Annotated in this window: 18 protein-coding genes; 8 read left to right on the forward strand and 10 right to left on the reverse strand. The window is 56.0% G+C overall.

Annotated elements, in window-relative coordinates; all coding sequences use genetic code 11:
- The first annotated feature begins 45 nt into the window (after positions 1 to 45).
- The 6 genes from cpxP to LG383_RS19380 all read left to right on the forward strand — a co-directional run bounded on the left by cpxP (position 46) and on the right by LG383_RS19380 (position 6,236).
- The gene (gene cpxP / locus LG383_RS19355) at positions 46 to 546 is read left to right on the forward strand and encodes a cell-envelope stress modulator CpxP (RefSeq protein WP_225759948.1); all 501 of its coding nucleotides are present in this window, start codon (positions 46 to 48) and stop codon (positions 544 to 546) included.
- Positions 547 to 699: 153 nt separating this feature from the next.
- On the forward strand, positions 700 to 1,614 hold the full coding sequence (fieF, locus tag LG383_RS19360; protein WP_106995773.1) for a CDF family cation-efflux transporter FieF: 915 nt from the start codon (positions 700 to 702) through the stop codon (positions 1,612 to 1,614).
- Between the two features lie 164 nt (positions 1,615 to 1,778).
- Positions 1,779 to 2,741, forward strand: coding sequence for a 6-phosphofructokinase (pfkA, locus tag LG383_RS19365; RefSeq protein WP_106995774.1), 963 nt, complete (start codon positions 1,779 to 1,781; stop codon positions 2,739 to 2,741).
- A gap of 272 nt (positions 2,742 to 3,013) precedes the next feature.
- Positions 3,014 to 4,003 carry a sulfate ABC transporter substrate-binding protein gene (locus tag LG383_RS19370; protein WP_166184862.1) on the forward strand — a complete coding sequence of 330 codons (990 nt, stop codon included), beginning with the start codon at positions 3,014 to 3,016 and terminating at the stop codon, positions 4,001 to 4,003.
- A 105-nt stretch (positions 4,004 to 4,108) separates the two neighbouring features.
- Positions 4,109 to 4,858 (forward strand): CDP-diacylglycerol diphosphatase, encoded by a 750-nt coding sequence (locus LG383_RS19375; RefSeq protein ID WP_225759949.1) that lies wholly within the window; start codon positions 4,109 to 4,111, stop codon positions 4,856 to 4,858.
- Positions 4,859 to 4,931: 73 nt separating this feature from the next.
- Positions 4,932 to 6,236: an SLC13 family permease gene (locus LG383_RS19380; protein ID WP_225759950.1), complete on the forward strand. Its 1,305-nt coding sequence runs from the start codon at positions 4,932 to 4,934 to the stop codon at positions 6,234 to 6,236.
- 62 nt (positions 6,237 to 6,298) lie between these two features.
- On the opposite strand, the gene tpiA is transcribed toward LG383_RS19380, so the two are convergent.
- The gene (gene tpiA, locus LG383_RS19385; RefSeq protein ID WP_106995778.1) at positions 6,299 to 7,066 is read right to left on the reverse strand and encodes a triose-phosphate isomerase; all 768 of its coding nucleotides are present in this window, start codon (positions 7,064 to 7,066) and stop codon (positions 6,299 to 6,301) included.
- Positions 7,067 to 7,176: 110 nt separating this feature from the next.
- Positions 7,177 to 7,773: a DUF1454 family protein gene (locus LG383_RS19390; RefSeq protein ID WP_166184843.1), complete on the reverse strand. Its 597-nt coding sequence runs from the start codon at positions 7,771 to 7,773 to the stop codon at positions 7,177 to 7,179.
- A gap of 112 nt (positions 7,774 to 7,885) precedes the next feature.
- Between LG383_RS19390 and LG383_RS19395 the strand changes: the two genes are divergently transcribed.
- A complete protein-coding gene (locus tag LG383_RS19395; RefSeq protein ID WP_225759951.1) occupies positions 7,886 to 8,305 on the forward strand; it encodes a DUF805 domain-containing protein in 420 nt (139 codons plus the stop codon).
- Here the strand turns inward: LG383_RS19395 and fpr are convergent, their stop codons facing one another.
- The 4 genes from fpr to LG383_RS19415 form a co-directional block, all read right to left on the reverse strand.
- The gene (fpr, locus tag LG383_RS19400; protein ID WP_225759952.1) at positions 8,306 to 9,052 is read right to left on the reverse strand and encodes a ferredoxin--NADP(+) reductase; all 747 of its coding nucleotides are present in this window, start codon (positions 9,050 to 9,052) and stop codon (positions 8,306 to 8,308) included.
- A 96-nt stretch (positions 9,053 to 9,148) separates the two neighbouring features.
- Positions 9,149 to 10,159, reverse strand: coding sequence for a class II fructose-bisphosphatase (gene glpX / locus LG383_RS19405; protein ID WP_225759953.1), 1,011 nt, complete (start codon positions 10,157 to 10,159; stop codon positions 9,149 to 9,151).
- 131 nt (positions 10,160 to 10,290) lie between these two features.
- Positions 10,291 to 11,802, reverse strand: a complete 1,512-nt coding sequence (glpK, locus tag LG383_RS19410) for a glycerol kinase GlpK (RefSeq protein ID WP_225759954.1) — start codon at positions 11,800 to 11,802, stop codon at positions 10,291 to 10,293.
- A 21-nt stretch (positions 11,803 to 11,823) separates the two neighbouring features.
- Positions 11,824 to 12,669: an MIP/aquaporin family protein gene (locus LG383_RS19415; protein WP_106995784.1), complete on the reverse strand. Its 846-nt coding sequence runs from the start codon at positions 12,667 to 12,669 to the stop codon at positions 11,824 to 11,826.
- Between the two features lie 402 nt (positions 12,670 to 13,071).
- On the opposite strand from LG383_RS19415, the gene zapB reads away from it, so the two are divergent.
- Complete coding sequence (zapB, locus tag LG383_RS19420; RefSeq protein WP_106995785.1) at positions 13,072 to 13,311, forward strand: septal ring assembly protein ZapB; 240 nt, start codon at positions 13,072 to 13,074, stop codon at positions 13,309 to 13,311.
- Positions 13,312 to 13,484: 173 nt separating this feature from the next.
- On the opposite strand, the gene rraA is transcribed toward zapB, so the two are convergent.
- The 4 genes from rraA to hslV form a co-directional block, all read right to left on the reverse strand.
- Positions 13,485 to 13,970: a ribonuclease E activity regulator RraA gene (rraA, locus tag LG383_RS19425; RefSeq protein WP_106995786.1), complete on the reverse strand. Its 486-nt coding sequence runs from the start codon at positions 13,968 to 13,970 to the stop codon at positions 13,485 to 13,487.
- 92 nt (positions 13,971 to 14,062) lie between these two features.
- Complete coding sequence (gene menA / locus LG383_RS19430) at positions 14,063 to 14,983, reverse strand: 1,4-dihydroxy-2-naphthoate polyprenyltransferase (RefSeq protein ID WP_166184833.1); 921 nt, start codon at positions 14,981 to 14,983, stop codon at positions 14,063 to 14,065.
- A 69-nt stretch (positions 14,984 to 15,052) separates the two neighbouring features.
- Positions 15,053 to 16,384: an HslU--HslV peptidase ATPase subunit gene (gene hslU / locus LG383_RS19435; RefSeq protein ID WP_106995788.1), complete on the reverse strand. Its 1,332-nt coding sequence runs from the start codon at positions 16,382 to 16,384 to the stop codon at positions 15,053 to 15,055.
- Positions 16,385 to 16,393: 9 nt separating this feature from the next.
- Positions 16,394 to 16,924: an ATP-dependent protease subunit HslV gene (gene hslV / locus LG383_RS19440; RefSeq protein ID WP_090465309.1), complete on the reverse strand. Its 531-nt coding sequence runs from the start codon at positions 16,922 to 16,924 to the stop codon at positions 16,394 to 16,396.
- Between the last annotated feature and the right edge of the window lie 14 nt (positions 16,925 to 16,938).

Below are 16,938 nucleotides of genomic sequence, written 5' to 3' on the forward strand. Positions count from 1 at the left end.
CTGTCTCTCGTTGAATCGCGACACGAAAGATTTTGGGAGTAAGTGATGCGCAAAGTTACCGCTGCCGTCATGGCCTCAACGCTGGCGTTTAGTGCATTTAGCCAGGCTGCTGGAGTCATCACCGGCGATAACCGCCCCTCAACGGAGGGCATCGCGCAGCAGAGTGGCCAGGGCCATATGTTCGACGGTATAAGTTTAACCGAACATCAGCGTCAACAGATGCGAGATCTGATGCAGCGGGCTCGTCATGACCAGCCCCCTGTTAATGTTAGCGAAATGGAGACAATGCACCGCCTTGTCACCGCAGAAAATTTTGACGAAAGCGCTGTGCGCGCTCAGGCAGATAAAATGGCGCAGGAGCAGGTTGCCCGACAGGTCGAAATGGCCAAGGTCCGCAACCAGATGTTTCACCTGCTAACGCCCGAGCAGCAAGCGGTTTTGAACCAGAAACACCTGCAACGGATGGATCAGTTGCGGGAGGTTGCACGGATGCAAAAGAACGCTGAATCGACGCTTTTTAGTAGCAATACCCGTAGTAACCAGTAGACCCTGTTTTCCTTGCCATAGACACCATCCCTGTCTTCCCCCTCATGATGAGGGGGTTTTTTTTGCCCATCATTCAAACGTCGTAACCGTTTATTCATCTTAATGCCTCCTCTGCATCCGTTATACTAGCGGCATAGCATGACAGGAGTGTTTATGAATCAATCCTATGGGCGGCTGGTAAGCCGGGCCGCAATCGCTGCGACGATCATGGCATCGTGCCTGTTAGTGATTAAAATTTTCGCATGGTGGTATACCGGTTCAGTCAGTATTCTGGCGGCGCTGGTCGATTCTCTGGTGGATATTGCCGCCTCGGTCACTAATCTGTGGGTAGTGCGCTACTCCCTGCAGCCAGCGGATGAAGAGCATACGTTTGGTCACGGCAAAGCGGAATCGCTGGCGGCGCTGGCGCAAAGCATGTTTATTTCCGGTTCGGCGCTGTTCCTCTTTTTAACCGGCATTCAGCACCTGTATACCCCATCGCCGATGAAAGATCCCGGGGTCGGCGTGGTGGTGACGGTTATTGCACTTATTAGCACATTGGTTCTGGTAACGTTCCAGCGCTGGGTTGTGCGTAAAACACAAAGTCAGGCGGTACGGGCCGATATGCTTCATTATCAGTCTGATGTTATGATGAACGGCGCGATCCTGGTTGCGCTCGGTCTGGCCTGGTATGGCTGGCACCGGGCCGATGCACTATTTGCATTAGGGATTGGCTTTTATATTTTATACAGTGCGTTGCGCATGGGGTACGAGGCGGTGCAATCGCTTCTCGATCGCGCCTTGCCAGACGCAGAACGGCATGAAATCTTTGAAATTGTGACCTCCTGGCCAGGCGTCAGCGGTGCTCACGATCTTCGCACGCGGCAGTCAGGGCCGACCCGCTTTATTCAGATTCATTTAGAAATGGAAGATAACCTGCCGCTGGTTCAGGCGCATCTGGTGGCTGAGCAGGTGGAGCAGGCGATTTTGCAGCGTTTCCCGGGGTCAGACGTCATTATTCACCAGGATCCCTGCTCAGTCGTACCTAAGCCAGGCAATGGACATTTGAGCTTTCGTAATTCGTTGTAAAAAAGTGAACCAGGCCAGCATTTTGTGGAAAAATAACCGCCATATGGCCTGACCTGAATCAATTCAGCTGGAAGTGATTGATATACTATTTGCAGTATTCGTTGGTCGTCAGAAGTCTTCCGGCAACAGATTTCATTTTTGCATTCCTAAGTTCAGAGGTAGTCATGATTAAGAAAATCGGTGTGTTGACAAGCGGCGGTGATGCGCCCGGCATGAACGCAGCAATTCGTGGCGTAGTTCGTGCTGCGTTGACGGAAGGTCTGGAAGTTTTTGGTATCTATGACGGTTATCTGGGCCTGTATGAAGATCGCATGGTGCAGCTCGACCGCTACAGTGTCTCCGACATGATTAACCGCGGCGGTACCTTCCTCGGTTCCGCGCGTTTCCCGGAATTCCGCGAAGAGCGCATCCGTGAAGTGGCTATCGAGAACATGAAAAAACGCGGCCTCGACGCGCTGGTGGTTATCGGTGGTGACGGCTCCTATATGGGCGCAAAACGCCTGACCGAAATGGGCTTCCCGTGCATCGGTCTGCCAGGCACCATCGACAACGACATCAAGGGCACCGACTACACCATCGGTTTCTTTACTGCTCTGGGCACTGTGGTTGAAGCGATTGACCGTCTGCGCGACACCTCTTCTTCACACCAGCGTATCTCCATCGTTGAAGTGATGGGCCGCTACTGTGGCGACCTGACCCTGGCAGCAGCTATTGCTGGCGGCTGTGAGTTCGTGGTGGTGCCGGAAGTCGAATTCAGCCGTGAAGACCTGGTCGCGGAAATCAAAGCCGGGATCGCCAAAGGTAAAAAACACGCCATCGTGGCGATCACCGAGCACATCTGCGACATCGAAGAGCTGGCACGCTACATCGAAACCGAAACCAAACGCGAAACCCGCGCCACGGTTCTCGGCCACATCCAGCGCGGCGGCTCCCCGGGTCCTTACGACCGTATCCTGGCCTCCCGTATGGGCGCGTACTCTATTGAGTTGCTGCAGCAGGGCTTCGGCGGCCGTTGCGTCGGGATTCAGAACGAAAAACTGGTTCACCATGACATCATCGACGCCATCGAAAGCATGAAGCGTCCGTTCAAAGGTGACTGGCTGGACTGCGCGAAAAAACTTTACTAATCAGTGATTTGTTGCCGGGCGGCGGCCTACTGGATTTGTGCAGTCTGATGCCCTCACCCCAGCCCTCTCCCACGGGAGAGGGTGAAAACACTAAAAACGGTAACCCTGGGTTACCGTTTTGCTTTTACCTTGAAGCCGCTACCCGGCTTTTTTACACCCATCGCCTGATTTTTATTCCTCTACGTTATAGGCAATCTTTTTTTATTCTTTAATCATTGGTTCGCTTTCTGGCACGCTGCACTCATCAAACACAATATTAAGAGAGTGGGACGATGAACAAATGGGGCGTGGGGTTAACTTTACTGCTGGCATCGACCAGCGTTCTGGCAAAGGATATCCAGTTACTGAACGTGTCTTACGATCCGACACGTGAGCTGTACGACCAGTACAACAAGGCGTTCGCCGCTCACTGGAAACAGGAAACCGGCGATAACGTGGTGATCCGCCAGTCGCATGGTGGCTCCGGTAAGCAGGCGACCTCAGTCATCAACGGTATCGAAGCCGATGTGGTGACCCTGGCGCTGGCATACGACGTGGACGCTATCGCGGAACGCGGTCGTATTGATAAAAACTGGATCAAACGTCTGCCAGACAACTCTGCGCCATATACCTCCACCATCGTTTTCCTGGTGCGTAAAGGCAACCCGAAACAGATCCACGACTGGAACGACCTGGTTAAACCGGGCGTGTCGGTCATCACCCCGAACCCGAAAAGCTCCGGCGGCGCACGCTGGAACTATCTGGCCGCCTGGGGTTACGCTCTGCACCAGAACAATGGCGACCAGGCTAAAGCCCAGGATTTCGTGAAGTCGCTGTTTAAAAACGTTGAAGTGCTGGACTCCGGCGCGCGCGGTTCTACCAACACCTTCGTGGAACGCGGTATTGGCGATGTGCTGATTGCGTGGGAAAACGAAGCCCTGCTGGCGACCAACGAGCTGGGTAAAGACAAGTTTGAAATCGTGACCCCAAGCGAATCCATTCTGGCTGAGCCGACCGTCTCTGTGGTCGACAAAGTAGCGGACAAGAAAGGCACCAGGGCCGTGGCGGAAGCCTACCTGAAGTATCTCTACACCCCGGAAGGCCAGGAGATCGCCGCGAAGAATTTCTACCGTCCACGTGATGAAGCGGTGGCGAAGAAGTATGAAAACGAATTCCCGAAACTGAAGCTGTTCACCATCGATCAGGTGTTCGGCGGCTGGACCAAAGCGCAGAAAGATCACTTCTCGAATGGCGGTACGTTCGATGAGATCAGCAAGCGTTAAACATCCATAGCGTTTAAAAGCCCGGCAGAATCATACTGTCGGGCTTTTTTGTTTGTCATTAAAGTGCGTTACTCTTTTGGTTCAACCGAAAACAGGGAACGCGTCATGAAAAAAGCCGTTTTACTCCTCCTGGCGCTGGTGGTGGTGACGAGTGTCATCGTCGGTGTCTGGCTCAAGACCGCCGGTCATCCTGATGCGTTACGCCATATTGTTCTCGATCAGTGTCTGCCCGGACAGCTGCAACACCGCAATCCCGCCCCCTGTGCCCAGGTAAAGCCCGATGCAGGCTACGTGGTCTTCAAGGATCGCAACGGCCCGCTGCAGTATCTGCTGATGCCAACGTACCGGATCAATGGCAGCGAAAGCCCCCTGCTGACGAAGGCGCAGACCCCCAACTTCTTCTGGCTGGCATGGCAGGCGCGCAGTTTCATGCGTCTGAAGCACGGCGCGGAGATCCCCAACAGCGCGGTATCGCTGGCCATTAATTCGCGGATCGGGCGCACGCAAAATCATTTTCATATCCATATCTCCTGCCTGCGCCCGGACGTGCGTGAGAAGCTCAATGCTAATCAGGGAAAAATCAGCACCCAATGGCTGCCGTTCCCCGGCGGGCTGGAAGGGCACGAGTATCTGGCGCGTCGGGTGACGGAAGCGGAGCTGGTGAAACGCAGCCCATTCATGATGCTGGCCGAAGAGGTTCCTGATGCGCGCAAGCATATGGGGCGCTACGGTATGGCGATGGCCCAGCAGGCGGATGGGTCGTTTATCCTGCTGGCAACCGAGCGCAATCTGCTGACGTTTAACCTCGCCTCGGCTGAGGAATTGCAGGATCATCAATGCGATATCCTGAAGTGATCCCACCATAAAGAGCGTTTACTCCCGCAGCCTGCCGCCGTAGACTTGCTGAAAAATTCTACAGGAGACAGGCATGTCGCTCTGGTTCACTCACCCGCTGTTTCTGCCCTCGCTGATTATCGTCGTCACCATCATCCTGTGGGCAACCTCCCTGCTGCCGGAATTTCTCACCGCGCTGCTGTTCTTTACCGCGGCGATGATCGCTAAAATTGCGCCGCCGGAGGTGATCTTCGGCGGCTTTGCCTCGTCGGCATTCTGGCTGGTGTTCAGCGGATTTGTACTGGGGGTGGCGATCCGCAAAACCGGGCTGGCGGACAGGGCGGCGCGGGCGCTGTCGTCCAGGCTCACCGACTCCTGGCCGCTGATGGTAGCCAGCGTGGTGTTGCTCACCTATGCGCTGGCATTTGTAATGCCCTCTAACATGGGGCGCATCGCGCTGCTGATGCCGATTGTGGCGGCGATGGCGAAGCGGGCCGGCATTGCCGACGGCTCCCGGGCGTGGTTTGGTCTGGCGCTGGCGGTGGGCTTTGGCACCTTCCAGCTGTCGGCCACTATCCTCCCGGCCAACGTGCCCAACCTGGTGATGAGCGGGGCGGCCGAAGGCTCGTACGGTATTCATCTCAACTATGTCCCATACCTGCTGCTGCACACGCCGGTGCTGGGCATTCTCAAGGGTCTGATTCTGATCGGCCTGATCTGCTGGCTGTTCCCTGGCACCCCAAAACCGGTGAAGGATCTGACGCCGCCGGCGCCCATGGGTCGCGATGAAAAGCGTCTCGCCTGGCTGCTGGCGGTGGTGCTGGTGATGTGGGTAACGGAGAGCTGGCACGGGATTGGTCCGGCGTGGACCGGGCTTGCGGCGTCGTTGGTGGTGATGTTGCCGCGGATCGGTTTTATCACCGGGGAAGAGTTCTCGGCCGGGGTGAACATGCGGACCTGTATTTACGTGGCGGGCATCCTTGGACTGGCGATCACCGTAACACAGACCGGGATCGGCAGTGCGGTGGGCGAGGCGCTGATGCGGGTGATGCCGCTGGATGCTGATACGCCGTTCACCAGTTTCCTCGCGCTGACCGGCATTACCACCGCGCTGAATTTCATCATGACCGCCAACGGGGTTCCGGCGCTGTACACCACCCTGGCGCAAAGCTTCTCGGACGCCACTGGCTTCCCGTTATTGTCGGTAATTATGATTCAGGTACTGGGGTACTCCACACCGCTGCTGCCGTATCAGGCGTCACCGATTGTGGTGGCGATGGGGCTGGGGAGGGTGCCTGCCCGGGCGGGGATGCTGCTCTGTCTGGCGCTGGCGGTGGCAACCTGGCTGGTGCTGCTGCCGCTGGACTATCTGTGGTTTAGTGTTCTGGGGAAATTGTAGTTCAGTGCGGTCTGTTCCCCTCACCCTTGCCCTCTCCCCATAGGGGAGAGGGATGAAGGCGATTACGCCTGTTTAGCCGCTTCTGCTGCTTTAACGATCACCGCGAAAGCGTCTGCTTTCAGGGATGCGCCGCCAACCAGCGCGCCGTCGATGTCCGGCTGGGTGAACAGCTCAGCGGCGTTTGCTGCGTTTACGGAACCGCCGTACTGGATGATCACTTGCTCAGCCACTTTCGCGTCTGCTTTAGCAATGTGGTCACGGATGAATTTGTGAACTGCCTGAGCCTGCGCTGGGGTGGCAGATTTGCCGGTACCGATCGCCCATACTGGCTCGTAAGCAATAACCGCGCCTTCGAACGCGCTCGCGCCCTGAGTGGTCAGCACGGCGTCGATCTGACGTGCACAGACTTCTTCAGTTTTGCCCGCTTCGTTTTCGGCTTCGGTTTCACCGATGCACAGAACCGGGATCAGACCCTGCTCTTTCAGCACAGCGAATTTTTTAGCGATGAATTCGTCGGACTCTTTGTGGTAAGTACGACGCTCAGAGTGGCCGATGATGATGTATTTCGCGCCGATATCTTTCAGCATTTCAGCGGAGGTTTCACCGGTGAACGCGCCAGAAAGGTTAACGTCAACGTTCTGTGCACCCAGAACGATGTGGCTGCCGTCAGCGGCATGTTTAGCCATATCCAGGTACATGTCCGGCGGAGCGATCGCAACAGCACAGCCCGTCACGCCAGCCAGCTCTTTACGCAGGTTCGCTACCAGCTCGTTTACCATGTGGCGGCTGCCGTTCAGTTTCCAGTTACCCATCACTAAAGGATGTCGCATTTCAATTCTCCACGCTCAAGAGCGAATTAAGGAATATGGCCACCCGGCTGGGCAGCATGGTCTGTGAATCAGTATAGAGATTTTCCCTCGAAAGGCTTTGCTTTTTGTCATTAATTCGCCCCGCCGAGGGTCTCAGATAACGCCAGCTTAATCGGTTCAACAGCGAAGGTCAGCCCCTTTTCACCGTTATCTGCCACTACATAGCGAACCGCGCCTTCCGTTTCGGCGTAGTACCGTTTGTTTTTCCCGGCAGCCAGCAGTTTTTGCAGCTTTTGCTGGCTTTGTGATTTGGTCAACGCCGGAGTAAACGCCCGTAAAATGGCGCTCATGTACTCCAGCGCTTTGGCTTTGGCGGCTTTCTGCTCCGGCCCCTGGATCGGCAACCAGGTTATCTGCATGCTCTTGATTTTGAGCGTTCCGCGTTCCAGCGCCGTTGAAGCGTACAAATTCTCATTAATTTTGCTGGCGGCGCGGGTCAGATTGGGGGTATCGCGGGCGCCATCTATGGCGCGAAACTCATTCAGCGACAAAGTGGGGTTATCGCTGTTGAAGCCCTCGCGGAACAGGCTAATGGATTGATCAAACGACGGCGCGCCCGGCATCACGTAGGGAGCGGTTGCCGGTGCGGATGTCTCGGCAGCGCGCAGAGAAACGCTCGCACATGACAGCGTTAAACCCAGCCAAATAAGGTGAAACCACATCTTCATCAATAAAGTCTCTGAATGTTACTGTGACGATTAAAACGATATCTGGCTGGCTTGTCAAAAGGATGCGACTCCAGGGTAAACTACGCTCCGCAATGATAATAAGGAACCTGGCATGACCATACAGCAGTGGTTGTTTTCATTCAAAGGGCGTATTGGACGCCGTGATTTCTGGATCTGGATTGGCGTATGGATTGTCGCCATGCTGGGTCTGTTTATTCTTGCCAATAACGCGTGGCTAAATACCCAGACGGCGGCATTCGCGCTGGTTTCGCTGCTGTGGCCGACCGCGGCGGTATTAGTGAAACGTCTGCACGATCGGGGTCGCTCGGGGTTGTGGGCGCTGCTGGTGGTGCTGGCGTGGATGCTTCTGGCGGGCAACTGGTCGATGCTGCCTTCCCTGCTGCCGTGGATGGTTGGCAGGCTGATCCCCACCATTATTTTTGTGATGATCATTGTCGACCTGGGCGCGTTTGTGGGCACCCAGGGCGAGAACAAATACGGCAAAGATACGATCGACGTAAAGTACCGTTAATTACCAGTAGTGCTCTGCGGTCATATGGCCCGGCCGACGGCGTAAATGCTTGGTCATCTGCCGGGTCTCTTTCAGCAGCTGTTGGGTGTCGCGCACCATCTGGGGGTTGCCGCACAGCATCACATGACTGGTCTCAGCGGTCATCGGCAGGCCAACGGCGGCTTCCAGTTCACCGTTTTCAATCAGCGCCGGTACGCGTCCGGCCAGGGAACCTGGCACCGTTTCGCGGCTCACCACCGTCTGAATTTTCACTTTCCCTTCATAGCGTTTCTGCAATTCCAGCATCTGCGGCAGGTAGCTCAGATCAGCGGCATAGCGCGCGGCATGTACCAGCACGATGTTTTTAAAGCGTTCCAGGTCTTTCCCGTATTGCAGGATCGACAGATACGGGCCAATGGCGGTACCGGTCGCCAGCATCCACAGGGTGTCGCAGTCTGGAACTTCCTCAAGCACGAAGAAACCAGCGGCTTCGCTGACGATCTGGATCTCATCGTCTGGTTTGAGGGCCGCCAGGCGCGGGCTGAGTTTGCCATCGGGGACGGTGACAAGATAGAACTCGAGATCCGGATTATCCGGCGCGTTGACATAGGAGTAGGCGCGCTGCACGCGTTCGCCGTCGATTTCCAGCCCCAGCTTGGCAAATTGCCCGGCCGTAAAGGGATGAATGGGCGCATGGACGGTGAGACTAAATAGCGCATCGGTCCAGAACTCTACCTTTTTGACTTTACCTGTTACCCAGTCTGCCATGATGTTCTCCTGTGCTGATCTCGGGTTCTATCTTCCTTACCTGAGAGGGAGATTTCCAGCCCGTGGGGGCCGGAAAGCTCAATTGATCAAATGGTTTTACAGAATGTGGGTCTGCACGTCGGGATCTTTGCGGTCGAGATAGTGAATCGACTGAATGCGGCGAATGGTGCGTGATTTACCGCGGATCAGCAGCGTTTCGGTAGTGGCCATATTGCCTTTGCGGGTGATGCCGTCCAGCAGGTCGCCTTTGGTGATGCCGGTGGCCGAGAAGATGACGTTATCGTTGCGCGCCATATCATCGAGACGCAGCACGGTATTGGCCTCGATGCCCATTGCGGCACAGCGGGCCAGCTCCTGCTCACCGATATGGCGGTTCTCTTCGCTGTCGCCTTTCACGTCGTGACGGGCCAGCAGACGCCCCTGCATATCGCCGTCGAGAGCACGGATCACCGCGGCGGAAACCACCCCCTCCGGCGCGCCGCCGATGCCATACAGCACGTCGACTTCGCTGTCCGGCATGCAGGTGAGGATAGAGGCCGCCACGTCACCATCGGGAATAGCAAAGACGCGCACACCCAGCTGCTGCATGTGGGCAATCGTTACATCATGACGCGGTTTTGCCAGGATGGTGACCGTCAGTTCGCTCAGCGGTTTATTGAGCGCGGCGGCGATATTGCGCAGGTTATCCGCCAGCGGCAGATTGAGATCGATAACCCCTTTGGCGCCCGGCCCGACAATCAGCTTCTCCATATACATATCGGGCGCATTGAGGAAGGTGCCTTTATCGCCCACGGCCAGCACGGCCAGGGCGTTAGCCTGCCCCATGGCGGTCATGCGGGTGCCTTCAATCGGGTCGACGGCGATATCCACCGCGTCGCCTTTGCCGGTCCCGACTTTTTCACCGATAAACAGCATTGGCGCTTCGTCGATCTCGCCTTCGCCAATCACGATGGTACCGTCGATGTTGACCTGGTTAAGCACAATGCGCATGGCATGGACGGCGGCACCGTCGGCGGTATTTTTGTCGCCACGGCCAAGCCATTTGTAGCCTGCCAGGGCGGCGGCTTCGGTCACGCGGGAGAATTCGATAGCAAGTTCACGTTTCATGGGGTACTCGTGCGGTCAAAAGGAATTGCACGAAGTTTATCACAGAGTGGGGTGGGGTGCGGGCTGGGGACCCGCGAGGGTGTTCCAATTCCCTCTCCCCTTTGGGGAGAGGGTTAGGGTGAGGGGAACTATTAGGACTCGTCGTGCTCTTCCCACGCCAGGGCGCGTTTCACGGCTTTCTTCCAGCCGCTGTAACGGTAGTTGCGCTCGGTAGTTTCGATGCCCGGGCGGAATTCACGCTCGATGACCGCTTTCTCCTGCAGCTCATCCAGGTTCTGCCAGAAGCCGACCGCCAGACCGGCAAGGTAAGCCGCCCCCAGCGCCGTTACTTCACGCACTTCCGGGCGCTCCACGCGGGTGCCCAGAATGTCAGACTGGAACTGCATCAGGAAGTTGTTAGCCACCGCGCCGCCGTCGACACGCAGGGCGTGCAGACGAATGCCGGAGTCGGCCTGCATCGCTTCCAGTACGTCACGGGTCTGATAGGCAATCGACTCCAGCGTGGCGCGGATGATGTGGTTAGAGTTCACCCCACGCGTCAGGCCGAAAATCGCCCCGCGGGCATACGGGTCCCAGTATGGTGCGCCCAGACCGGTAAAGGCCGGTACCACATATACCCCGTTAGTGTCTTTCACCTTGGTGGCGAAATACTCCGAGTCGAAGGCATCGCTGATAAGCTTCATCTCGTCGCGCAGCCACTGAATCGAGGCCCCGGCCATAAACACTGCGCCTTCGAGGGCGTAGTTCACCTCCCCGCGCGGGCCGCAGGCGATGGTGGTCAGCAGGCCATGCTCTGATTTCACCGCCTTCTCGCCGGTATTCATCAGCATGAAGCAGCCGGTGCCGTAGGTATTTTTCGCCATCCCTTCTTTGACGCACAGCTGGCCAAACAGCGCCGCCTGCTGGTCGCCGGCGATCCCGGCAATCGGAATACGGGTGCCGCCTTTACCGCCGATGTTGGTCTGGCCGTACACTTCAGACGATTTACGCACCTGCGGCAGCATGGCGCGCGGGATGTCCAGCGCGTCCAGCATTTTGTCATCCCAGTCCAGATCGTGGATGTTGAACAGCATGGTGCGCGAAGCGTTGGTGTAATCGGTGACGTGAACGCGCCCCTGGGTCATCTTCCAGATAAGCCAGGTGTCCACGGTGCCGAACAGCAGTTCGCCGCGTTTAGCGCGCTCACGGGAGCCTTCAACGTGGTCAAGGATCCATTTCACCTTGGTGCCGGAGAAGTACGGGTCCACCACCAGGCCGGTGGCGCTGCGCACGTACTCTTCCATGCCGTCACGCTTGAGTTTCTCGCAGATCTCCGCGGTACGGCGGCACTGCCAGACGATGGCGTTATAAATCGGCTTACCGGTTTCGCGTTCCCAGACAATGGCGGTTTCACGCTGGTTGGTGATGCCAATGGCCGCAATCTCATCGGAACTGATGTCGGCTTTTGCCAGCACTTCAACCAGCGTTGAGCTTTGCGATGCCCAGATCTCCATCGGGTCGTGTTCAACCCAGCCTGGCTTAGGATAGATTTGCTCGAATTCGCGCTGTGACACGCTGACGATATTCGCGTCATGATCCATAACGACAGCGCGGGAGCTGGTCGTGCCCTGGTCGAGCGCAACGATATATTTTTTGTCAGTCATTTTATGAGTCCCGTAGTCAGATTACAGCGAAGCTTTTGATTCAGTCGGGGAGAGGCTTTTCTTCTCCTCAACCACACAGGTGTCGCACGGCAGATGGCGTCCAATTAGCTTACGATAGCCGAATGCGCCCAGCGATGCCCCAACGATCGGGCCGAACAGCGGCACCAGGAAGTAGGGAATATCTTTCGCGCCGGTAAAGGCCACGTCGCCCCAGCCCGCGAAGAAGGCAAAGGTCTTTGGCCCCAGGTCACGCGCCGGGTTCATGGCGAAGCCCGTCAGCGGCCCCATGGACGCACCGATCACCGCAATCAGTAAACCGATCAGCAGCGGTGCCAGCGGCCCGCGCGGAATGCCGTTGCCATCATCACCCAGCGCCATGATGACGCCCATCAGAATAGCGGTGATCACCATCTCTACTGCGAAGGCCTGCACAAAGTTAATGTGCGGATTCGGATAGGTTGAGAAGATACCCGCCAGGTCAAGGCTCTCGACGCTGCCGCGTACCATATGGTGTGTCTGTTCAAAGTCAGCAAACAGATTGTAATAGAGCCCGTAAACTAACGCTGCGGCGCAAAAGGCACCGGCAAACTGCGCCACAATAAAGGGAACAACCTTGCGTTTGTCGAAGCAGGCAAACAGCCACAGCGCGATGGTTACCGCAGGGTTGAGATGGGCACCTGAAACACCTGCCGTCAGGTAGATGGCCATCGCCACCCCCAGACCCCAGATGATGCTGATCTCCCACTGACCGAAGCTGGCGCCCGCCACTTTGAGCGCCGCCACGCATCCTACGCCAAAGAAAATCAACAACCCAGTGCCCAGGAACTCTGCGATGCACTGGCCTTTTAAGGTTGATGTTTCACTCATAATCGGATCCTGAAAGAATAATAATGGTTATTGTCATCGCGCCAATCGTCACAATCGCCACGATGTCCTGTAGTCACAGTGTTAATTTATCGTTAACGAGCAAAAACGAGAAATATCGAACTTAAAATGTGTGTGCCGCGTCAACAAAATGAGCGATAACGCGCCATTAAGTGTGCGTTAGCGTTTACAGGCCAGGACGGGACGAAGCATTCCATTAACTAAAGTGTTAACAATTTAGGGGTATATGACGCGAACGCACCAGGAGGAGGCTGAAAAGTGTTGCAAACCGCAATCTGCGCGGTCTGCCGCTGGACAGGGAGGGCGGGGCTCCATACAATCGACACCAGGTGTTGTGCGCGTTTACGTCAAGCGTCGCCTTGCAAATTCAGGAGAGGTAGCATTATGTCGTTAGAAGTGTTTGAGAAACTGGAATCGAAAGTACAGCAGGCGATTGATACCATCACCCTGCTGCAGATGGAAATCGAAGAGCTGAAAGAAAAAAACAACGCGCTGTCGCAGGAAATTCAGACTGCCCAGCACGGTCGCGAAGAGCTGGAGCGTGAAAACCACCACCTGCGCGAACAGCAGACTGGCTGGCAGGATCGTCTGCATGCCCTGCTGGGACGTATGGAAGAGGTCTAATTCCCGTTATCTTTCACGTCGTAGCGGCGTTGGCTGCGCGCATTCACCCCAGTCACATAGTTAACTATGTTTCTGGGGATTCATTTGCTTGCCGCCTTGCTACACCGCGAAAGCTATAGGGAATAAGCAGAATTTGTAGGCCGGGTAAGGCGAAGCCGCCACCCGGCTTTTTATTACTCAATATCCAGCGGATCTTCAGACAGGATAATGCCGGTGTTATCGGCATACAGATGGTCGCCGGAGAAGAACGTCACCCCGCCGAAATTGACGCGCACGTCGCTTTCGCCAATGCCATCACCAGCGGCACCCACCGGAATAGCGGCAATGGCCTGAATGCCGATGTCCAGCTCTTCGAGGTCATCTACCTGGCGCACCGCGCCATAGACCACCATACCTTCCCACTCATTTTGCGTGGCGAGACGGGCAAGTTCTGCATCAATTAACGCGCGACGCACGGAGCCGCCGCCATCAATCAGTAGAATGCGACCACGGCCGTTCTGTTCGAATAGATCGTACAGCAACCCGTTATCCTCAAAACATTTTACCGTGATGATTTGTCCGCCAAATGACGACCGCCCACCAAAGTTGGAAAACAGCGGTTCTACGACGTTAACATCTTCCTGGTAGATGTCACAAAGCTCGGAGGTATCGTATTTCATAGGGTTAGCGCTCAGTTGCTGCGAATGTGTTCAGTATATCGCGCGAAACGCATTGTTGGCAAAATCATCAATTGTTAATTGATATTTGTCAGCTAACGTAGCGTCTGGCTAAGCACAATCCCAATCACGAACAACAGGTTAGTCAGTAACGCCCCTTTTACCGTGCGTTCCAGCATTGGCGGCATCGCCGAGGCGCTCTGCTCGCGCATCACGAAACGGGCCTGTTTGACCAGCAGCGGCGTGGCAAGCACAAACAGCCATCCCCAGACGCTGTGCAGCGATATCAGGTTAAACAGCGCCAGACAGAGCAGGGCACCCATCAGCAGGCAGGCGTGATAGCGGCGCGCATTCACCGGCCCCAGACGCACTGCCAGGGTGTTTTTCCCGTTCAGCCGATCGCTGTCGATATCGCGCAGGTTGTTAATATTCAGCACCGCCGTCGCTAGCATGCCGCAGGCGGTGGCCGGCAGGACCAGAGCAGGGATCAGCGTATGCGCCTGCAGATACCAGCTGCCCATCACGCTCAGCCAGCCGAAGAATACCAGCACCGAAATATCGCCCAGCCCAATGTAACCGTAAGGGCGAGTACCGACGGTATAGGTGATCGCCGCGATGATCGCCAGCAGACCCAACACCAGGAAGCCAACCGCATCCGCCGGGGTTTTACAGGCCACCAGCACCAGCGCAATCCCGGAAAGACAAATCAGCACCACGGTGATAATCAGCGCTTTCTTCATCTGCGCCTGGGTGATCACCCCTTTCTGCATCCCGCGCAAGGGCCCGATACGGTCGGGCTTATCGCTACCTTTGACGGCATCGCCATAGTCGTTGGCGAGATTGGAGAGGATTTGCAGTAGCCCGGCGGTGATCAGTGCCAGCGCCGCCACCAGGGGATCGAAATGTCCCTGCCACCACGCGAGAGCCGTACCCACCACGATGGCGGCGAAGGCGAGAGGAAGGGTTTTAGGGCGCAGGCTTTCCAGCCAGGCACGCGTACGGCTGATTTCTGTCATAGGATTATTAGCCAATAAAAATGGGGCTTTTCAGCCCCATCATCAGTGATGAAAATGCAATGACCGCGATTATAAGATAAAACGGCTCAGATCTTCATCTGCTACTAAAGCATCAAGGTGCTTACTCACATAGTCAGCATCGATGGTAATGCTTTGACCATTCAGGTCGCTCGCATCATAAGAGATGTCTTCCATCAGGCGTTCCAGCACGGTGTGCAGACGACGCGCACCGATGTTTTCGGTGGTTTCGTTAACCTGCCATGCCGCCTGGGCGATACGCTTGATACCGTCTTCGGTGAACTCAATGTTCACACCTTCAGTGGCCATCAGCGCTTTGTACTGCACGGTGATAGAGGCGTTTGGCTCGGTCAGGATGCGCTCGAAGTCTTCGGTAGTCAGCGCCTGCAGCTCAACGCGAATTGGCAGACGACCCTGCAGCTCCGGGATCAGATCAGACGGCTTCGCCACCTGGAATGCACCAGAAGCGATAAACAGAATGTGGTCGGTTTTCACCATGCCGTGCTTGGTGGAGACGGTGCAGCCTTCAACCAGCGGCAGCAGATCGCGCTGTACGCCTTCACGGGAGACATCCGGACCGTTGGATTCACCGCGCTTACAGATTTTATCGATCTCATCGATAAACACGATACCGTGCTGTTCAACGGCGTCGATGGCGTCCTGCTTCAGCTCTTCCGGGTTCACCAGTTTCGCCGCTTCTTCTTCAATCAGCAGCTTCATCGCGTCTTTGATTTTCAGCTTACGCGGCTTCTGCTTCTGCCCGCCCAGGTTCTGGAACATGGACTGCAGCTGGCTGGTCATCTCTTCCATGCCCGGAGGTGACATGATTTCCACGCCCATTGGCGCAGCGGCAAGATCGATCTCAATCTCTTTGTCATCCAACTGGCCTTCACGCAGTTTTTTGCGGAATGCCTGGCGTGCTGCGGACGGCTCAGCAGGTTGTTCGTTCTGGCCCCAGTTATTTTTCGCCGGTGGGATCAGCACATCCAGGATGCGCTCTTCCGCCATCTCTTCGGCGCGATAGCGATTTTTCTCGATAGACTGGACGCGCACCATTTTAATCGCAGAATCGGTCAGATCGCGGATGATAGAGTCCACTTCTTTACCGACATAACCTACTTCGGTGAACTTGGTCGCTTCGACTTTGATGAACGGCGCATTAGCCAGTTTCGCCAGACGACGGGCGATCTCGGTTTTACCGACACCGGTCGGGCCGATCATCAGAATGTTTTTCGGTGTGACTTCGTGGCGCAGCAATTCATCCAGCTGCATACGACGCCAGCGGTTACGCAGGGCAATTGCCACCGAACGCTTGGCGTTATCCTGGCCGATAATGTGTTTGTTCAGTTCGCTGACAATTTCGCGTGGGGTCATTTCAGACATGGGAGATCCTTACGCTTTTGAGTTCAATTCTTCGATGGTATGGAAGTGGTTGGTGTAGATGCAGATATCGCCTGCAATACCCAACGCCTTCTCGGCAATTTCACGAGCGCTCAGCTCGGTGTTTTCCAGTAACGCGCGCGCAGCGGCCTGGGCGTACGGGCCGCCGGAGCCGATCGCAATCAGATCGTTTTCTGGCTGCACCACGTCACCGTTACCGGTGATGATCAGCGAGGCATTTTCATCGGCCACCGCCAGCAGCGCTTCAAGCTTGCGCAGCATACGGTCGGTACGCCAGTCTTTCGCCAGCTCAACGGCGGCTTTTACCAGATGGCCCTGATGCATTTCCAGTTTGCGTTCAAACAGTTCAAACAGCGTGAAGGCGTCAGCAGTACCGCCTGCAAAACCGGCGATCACTTTGTCGTTATACAGACGACGCACTTTTTTCACGTTGCCTTTCATGACGGTATTACCCAGTGTGGCCTGGCCATCACCGGCAATCACCACCTGGCCGTTACGGCGTACACTTACTATTGTTGTCACGAGCAGACCCCCTG

The organism is Leclercia sp. Marseille-Q4284 (assembly GCF_916618945.1).
GTDB classification, from domain to species: domain Bacteria; phylum Pseudomonadota; class Gammaproteobacteria; order Enterobacterales; family Enterobacteriaceae; genus Enterobacter; species Enterobacter tamurae.

Excerpts from the sequence above, each read along its gene's own strand:
- fieF (WP_106995773.1), top strand. The coding sequence starts at position 700 with ATGAATCAATCCTATGGGCGGCTGGTAAGCCGGGCCGCAATCGCTGCG.
- pfkA (WP_106995774.1), top strand. The coding sequence starts at position 1,779 with ATGATTAAGAAAATCGGTGTGTTGACAAGCGGCGGTGATGCGCCCGGC.
- rraA (WP_106995786.1), bottom strand. The coding sequence starts at position 13,970 with ATGAAATACGATACCTCCGAGCTTTGTGACATCTACCAGGAAGATGTT.
- hslU (WP_106995788.1), bottom strand. The coding sequence starts at position 16,384 with ATGTCTGAAATGACCCCACGCGAAATTGTCAGCGAACTGAACAAACAC.
- menA (WP_166184833.1), bottom strand. The coding sequence starts at position 14,983 with ATGACAGAAATCAGCCGTACGCGTGCCTGGCTGGAAAGCCTGCGCCCT.
- LG383_RS19415 (WP_106995784.1), bottom strand. The coding sequence starts at position 12,669 with ATGAGTGAAACATCAACCTTAAAAGGCCAGTGCATCGCAGAGTTCCTG.
- glpX (WP_225759953.1), bottom strand. The coding sequence starts at position 10,159 with ATGAAACGTGAACTTGCTATCGAATTCTCCCGCGTGACCGAAGCCGCC.
- LG383_RS19395 (WP_225759951.1), top strand. The coding sequence starts at position 7,886 with ATGACCATACAGCAGTGGTTGTTTTCATTCAAAGGGCGTATTGGACGC.
- LG383_RS19375 (WP_225759949.1), top strand. The coding sequence starts at position 4,109 with ATGAAAAAAGCCGTTTTACTCCTCCTGGCGCTGGTGGTGGTGACGAGT.
- LG383_RS19380 (WP_225759950.1), top strand. The coding sequence starts at position 4,932 with ATGTCGCTCTGGTTCACTCACCCGCTGTTTCTGCCCTCGCTGATTATC.
- zapB (WP_106995785.1), top strand. The coding sequence starts at position 13,072 with ATGTCGTTAGAAGTGTTTGAGAAACTGGAATCGAAAGTACAGCAGGCG.
- tpiA (WP_106995778.1), bottom strand. The coding sequence starts at position 7,066 with ATGCGACATCCTTTAGTGATGGGTAACTGGAAACTGAACGGCAGCCGC.
- LG383_RS19390 (WP_166184843.1), bottom strand. The coding sequence starts at position 7,773 with ATGAAGATGTGGTTTCACCTTATTTGGCTGGGTTTAACGCTGTCATGT.
- cpxP (WP_225759948.1), top strand. The coding sequence starts at position 46 with ATGCGCAAAGTTACCGCTGCCGTCATGGCCTCAACGCTGGCGTTTAGT.
- glpK (WP_225759954.1), bottom strand. The coding sequence starts at position 11,802 with ATGACTGACAAAAAATATATCGTTGCGCTCGACCAGGGCACGACCAGC.
- LG383_RS19370 (WP_166184862.1), top strand. The coding sequence starts at position 3,014 with ATGAACAAATGGGGCGTGGGGTTAACTTTACTGCTGGCATCGACCAGC.
- fpr (WP_225759952.1), bottom strand. The coding sequence starts at position 9,052 with ATGGCAGACTGGGTAACAGGTAAAGTCAAAAAGGTAGAGTTCTGGACC.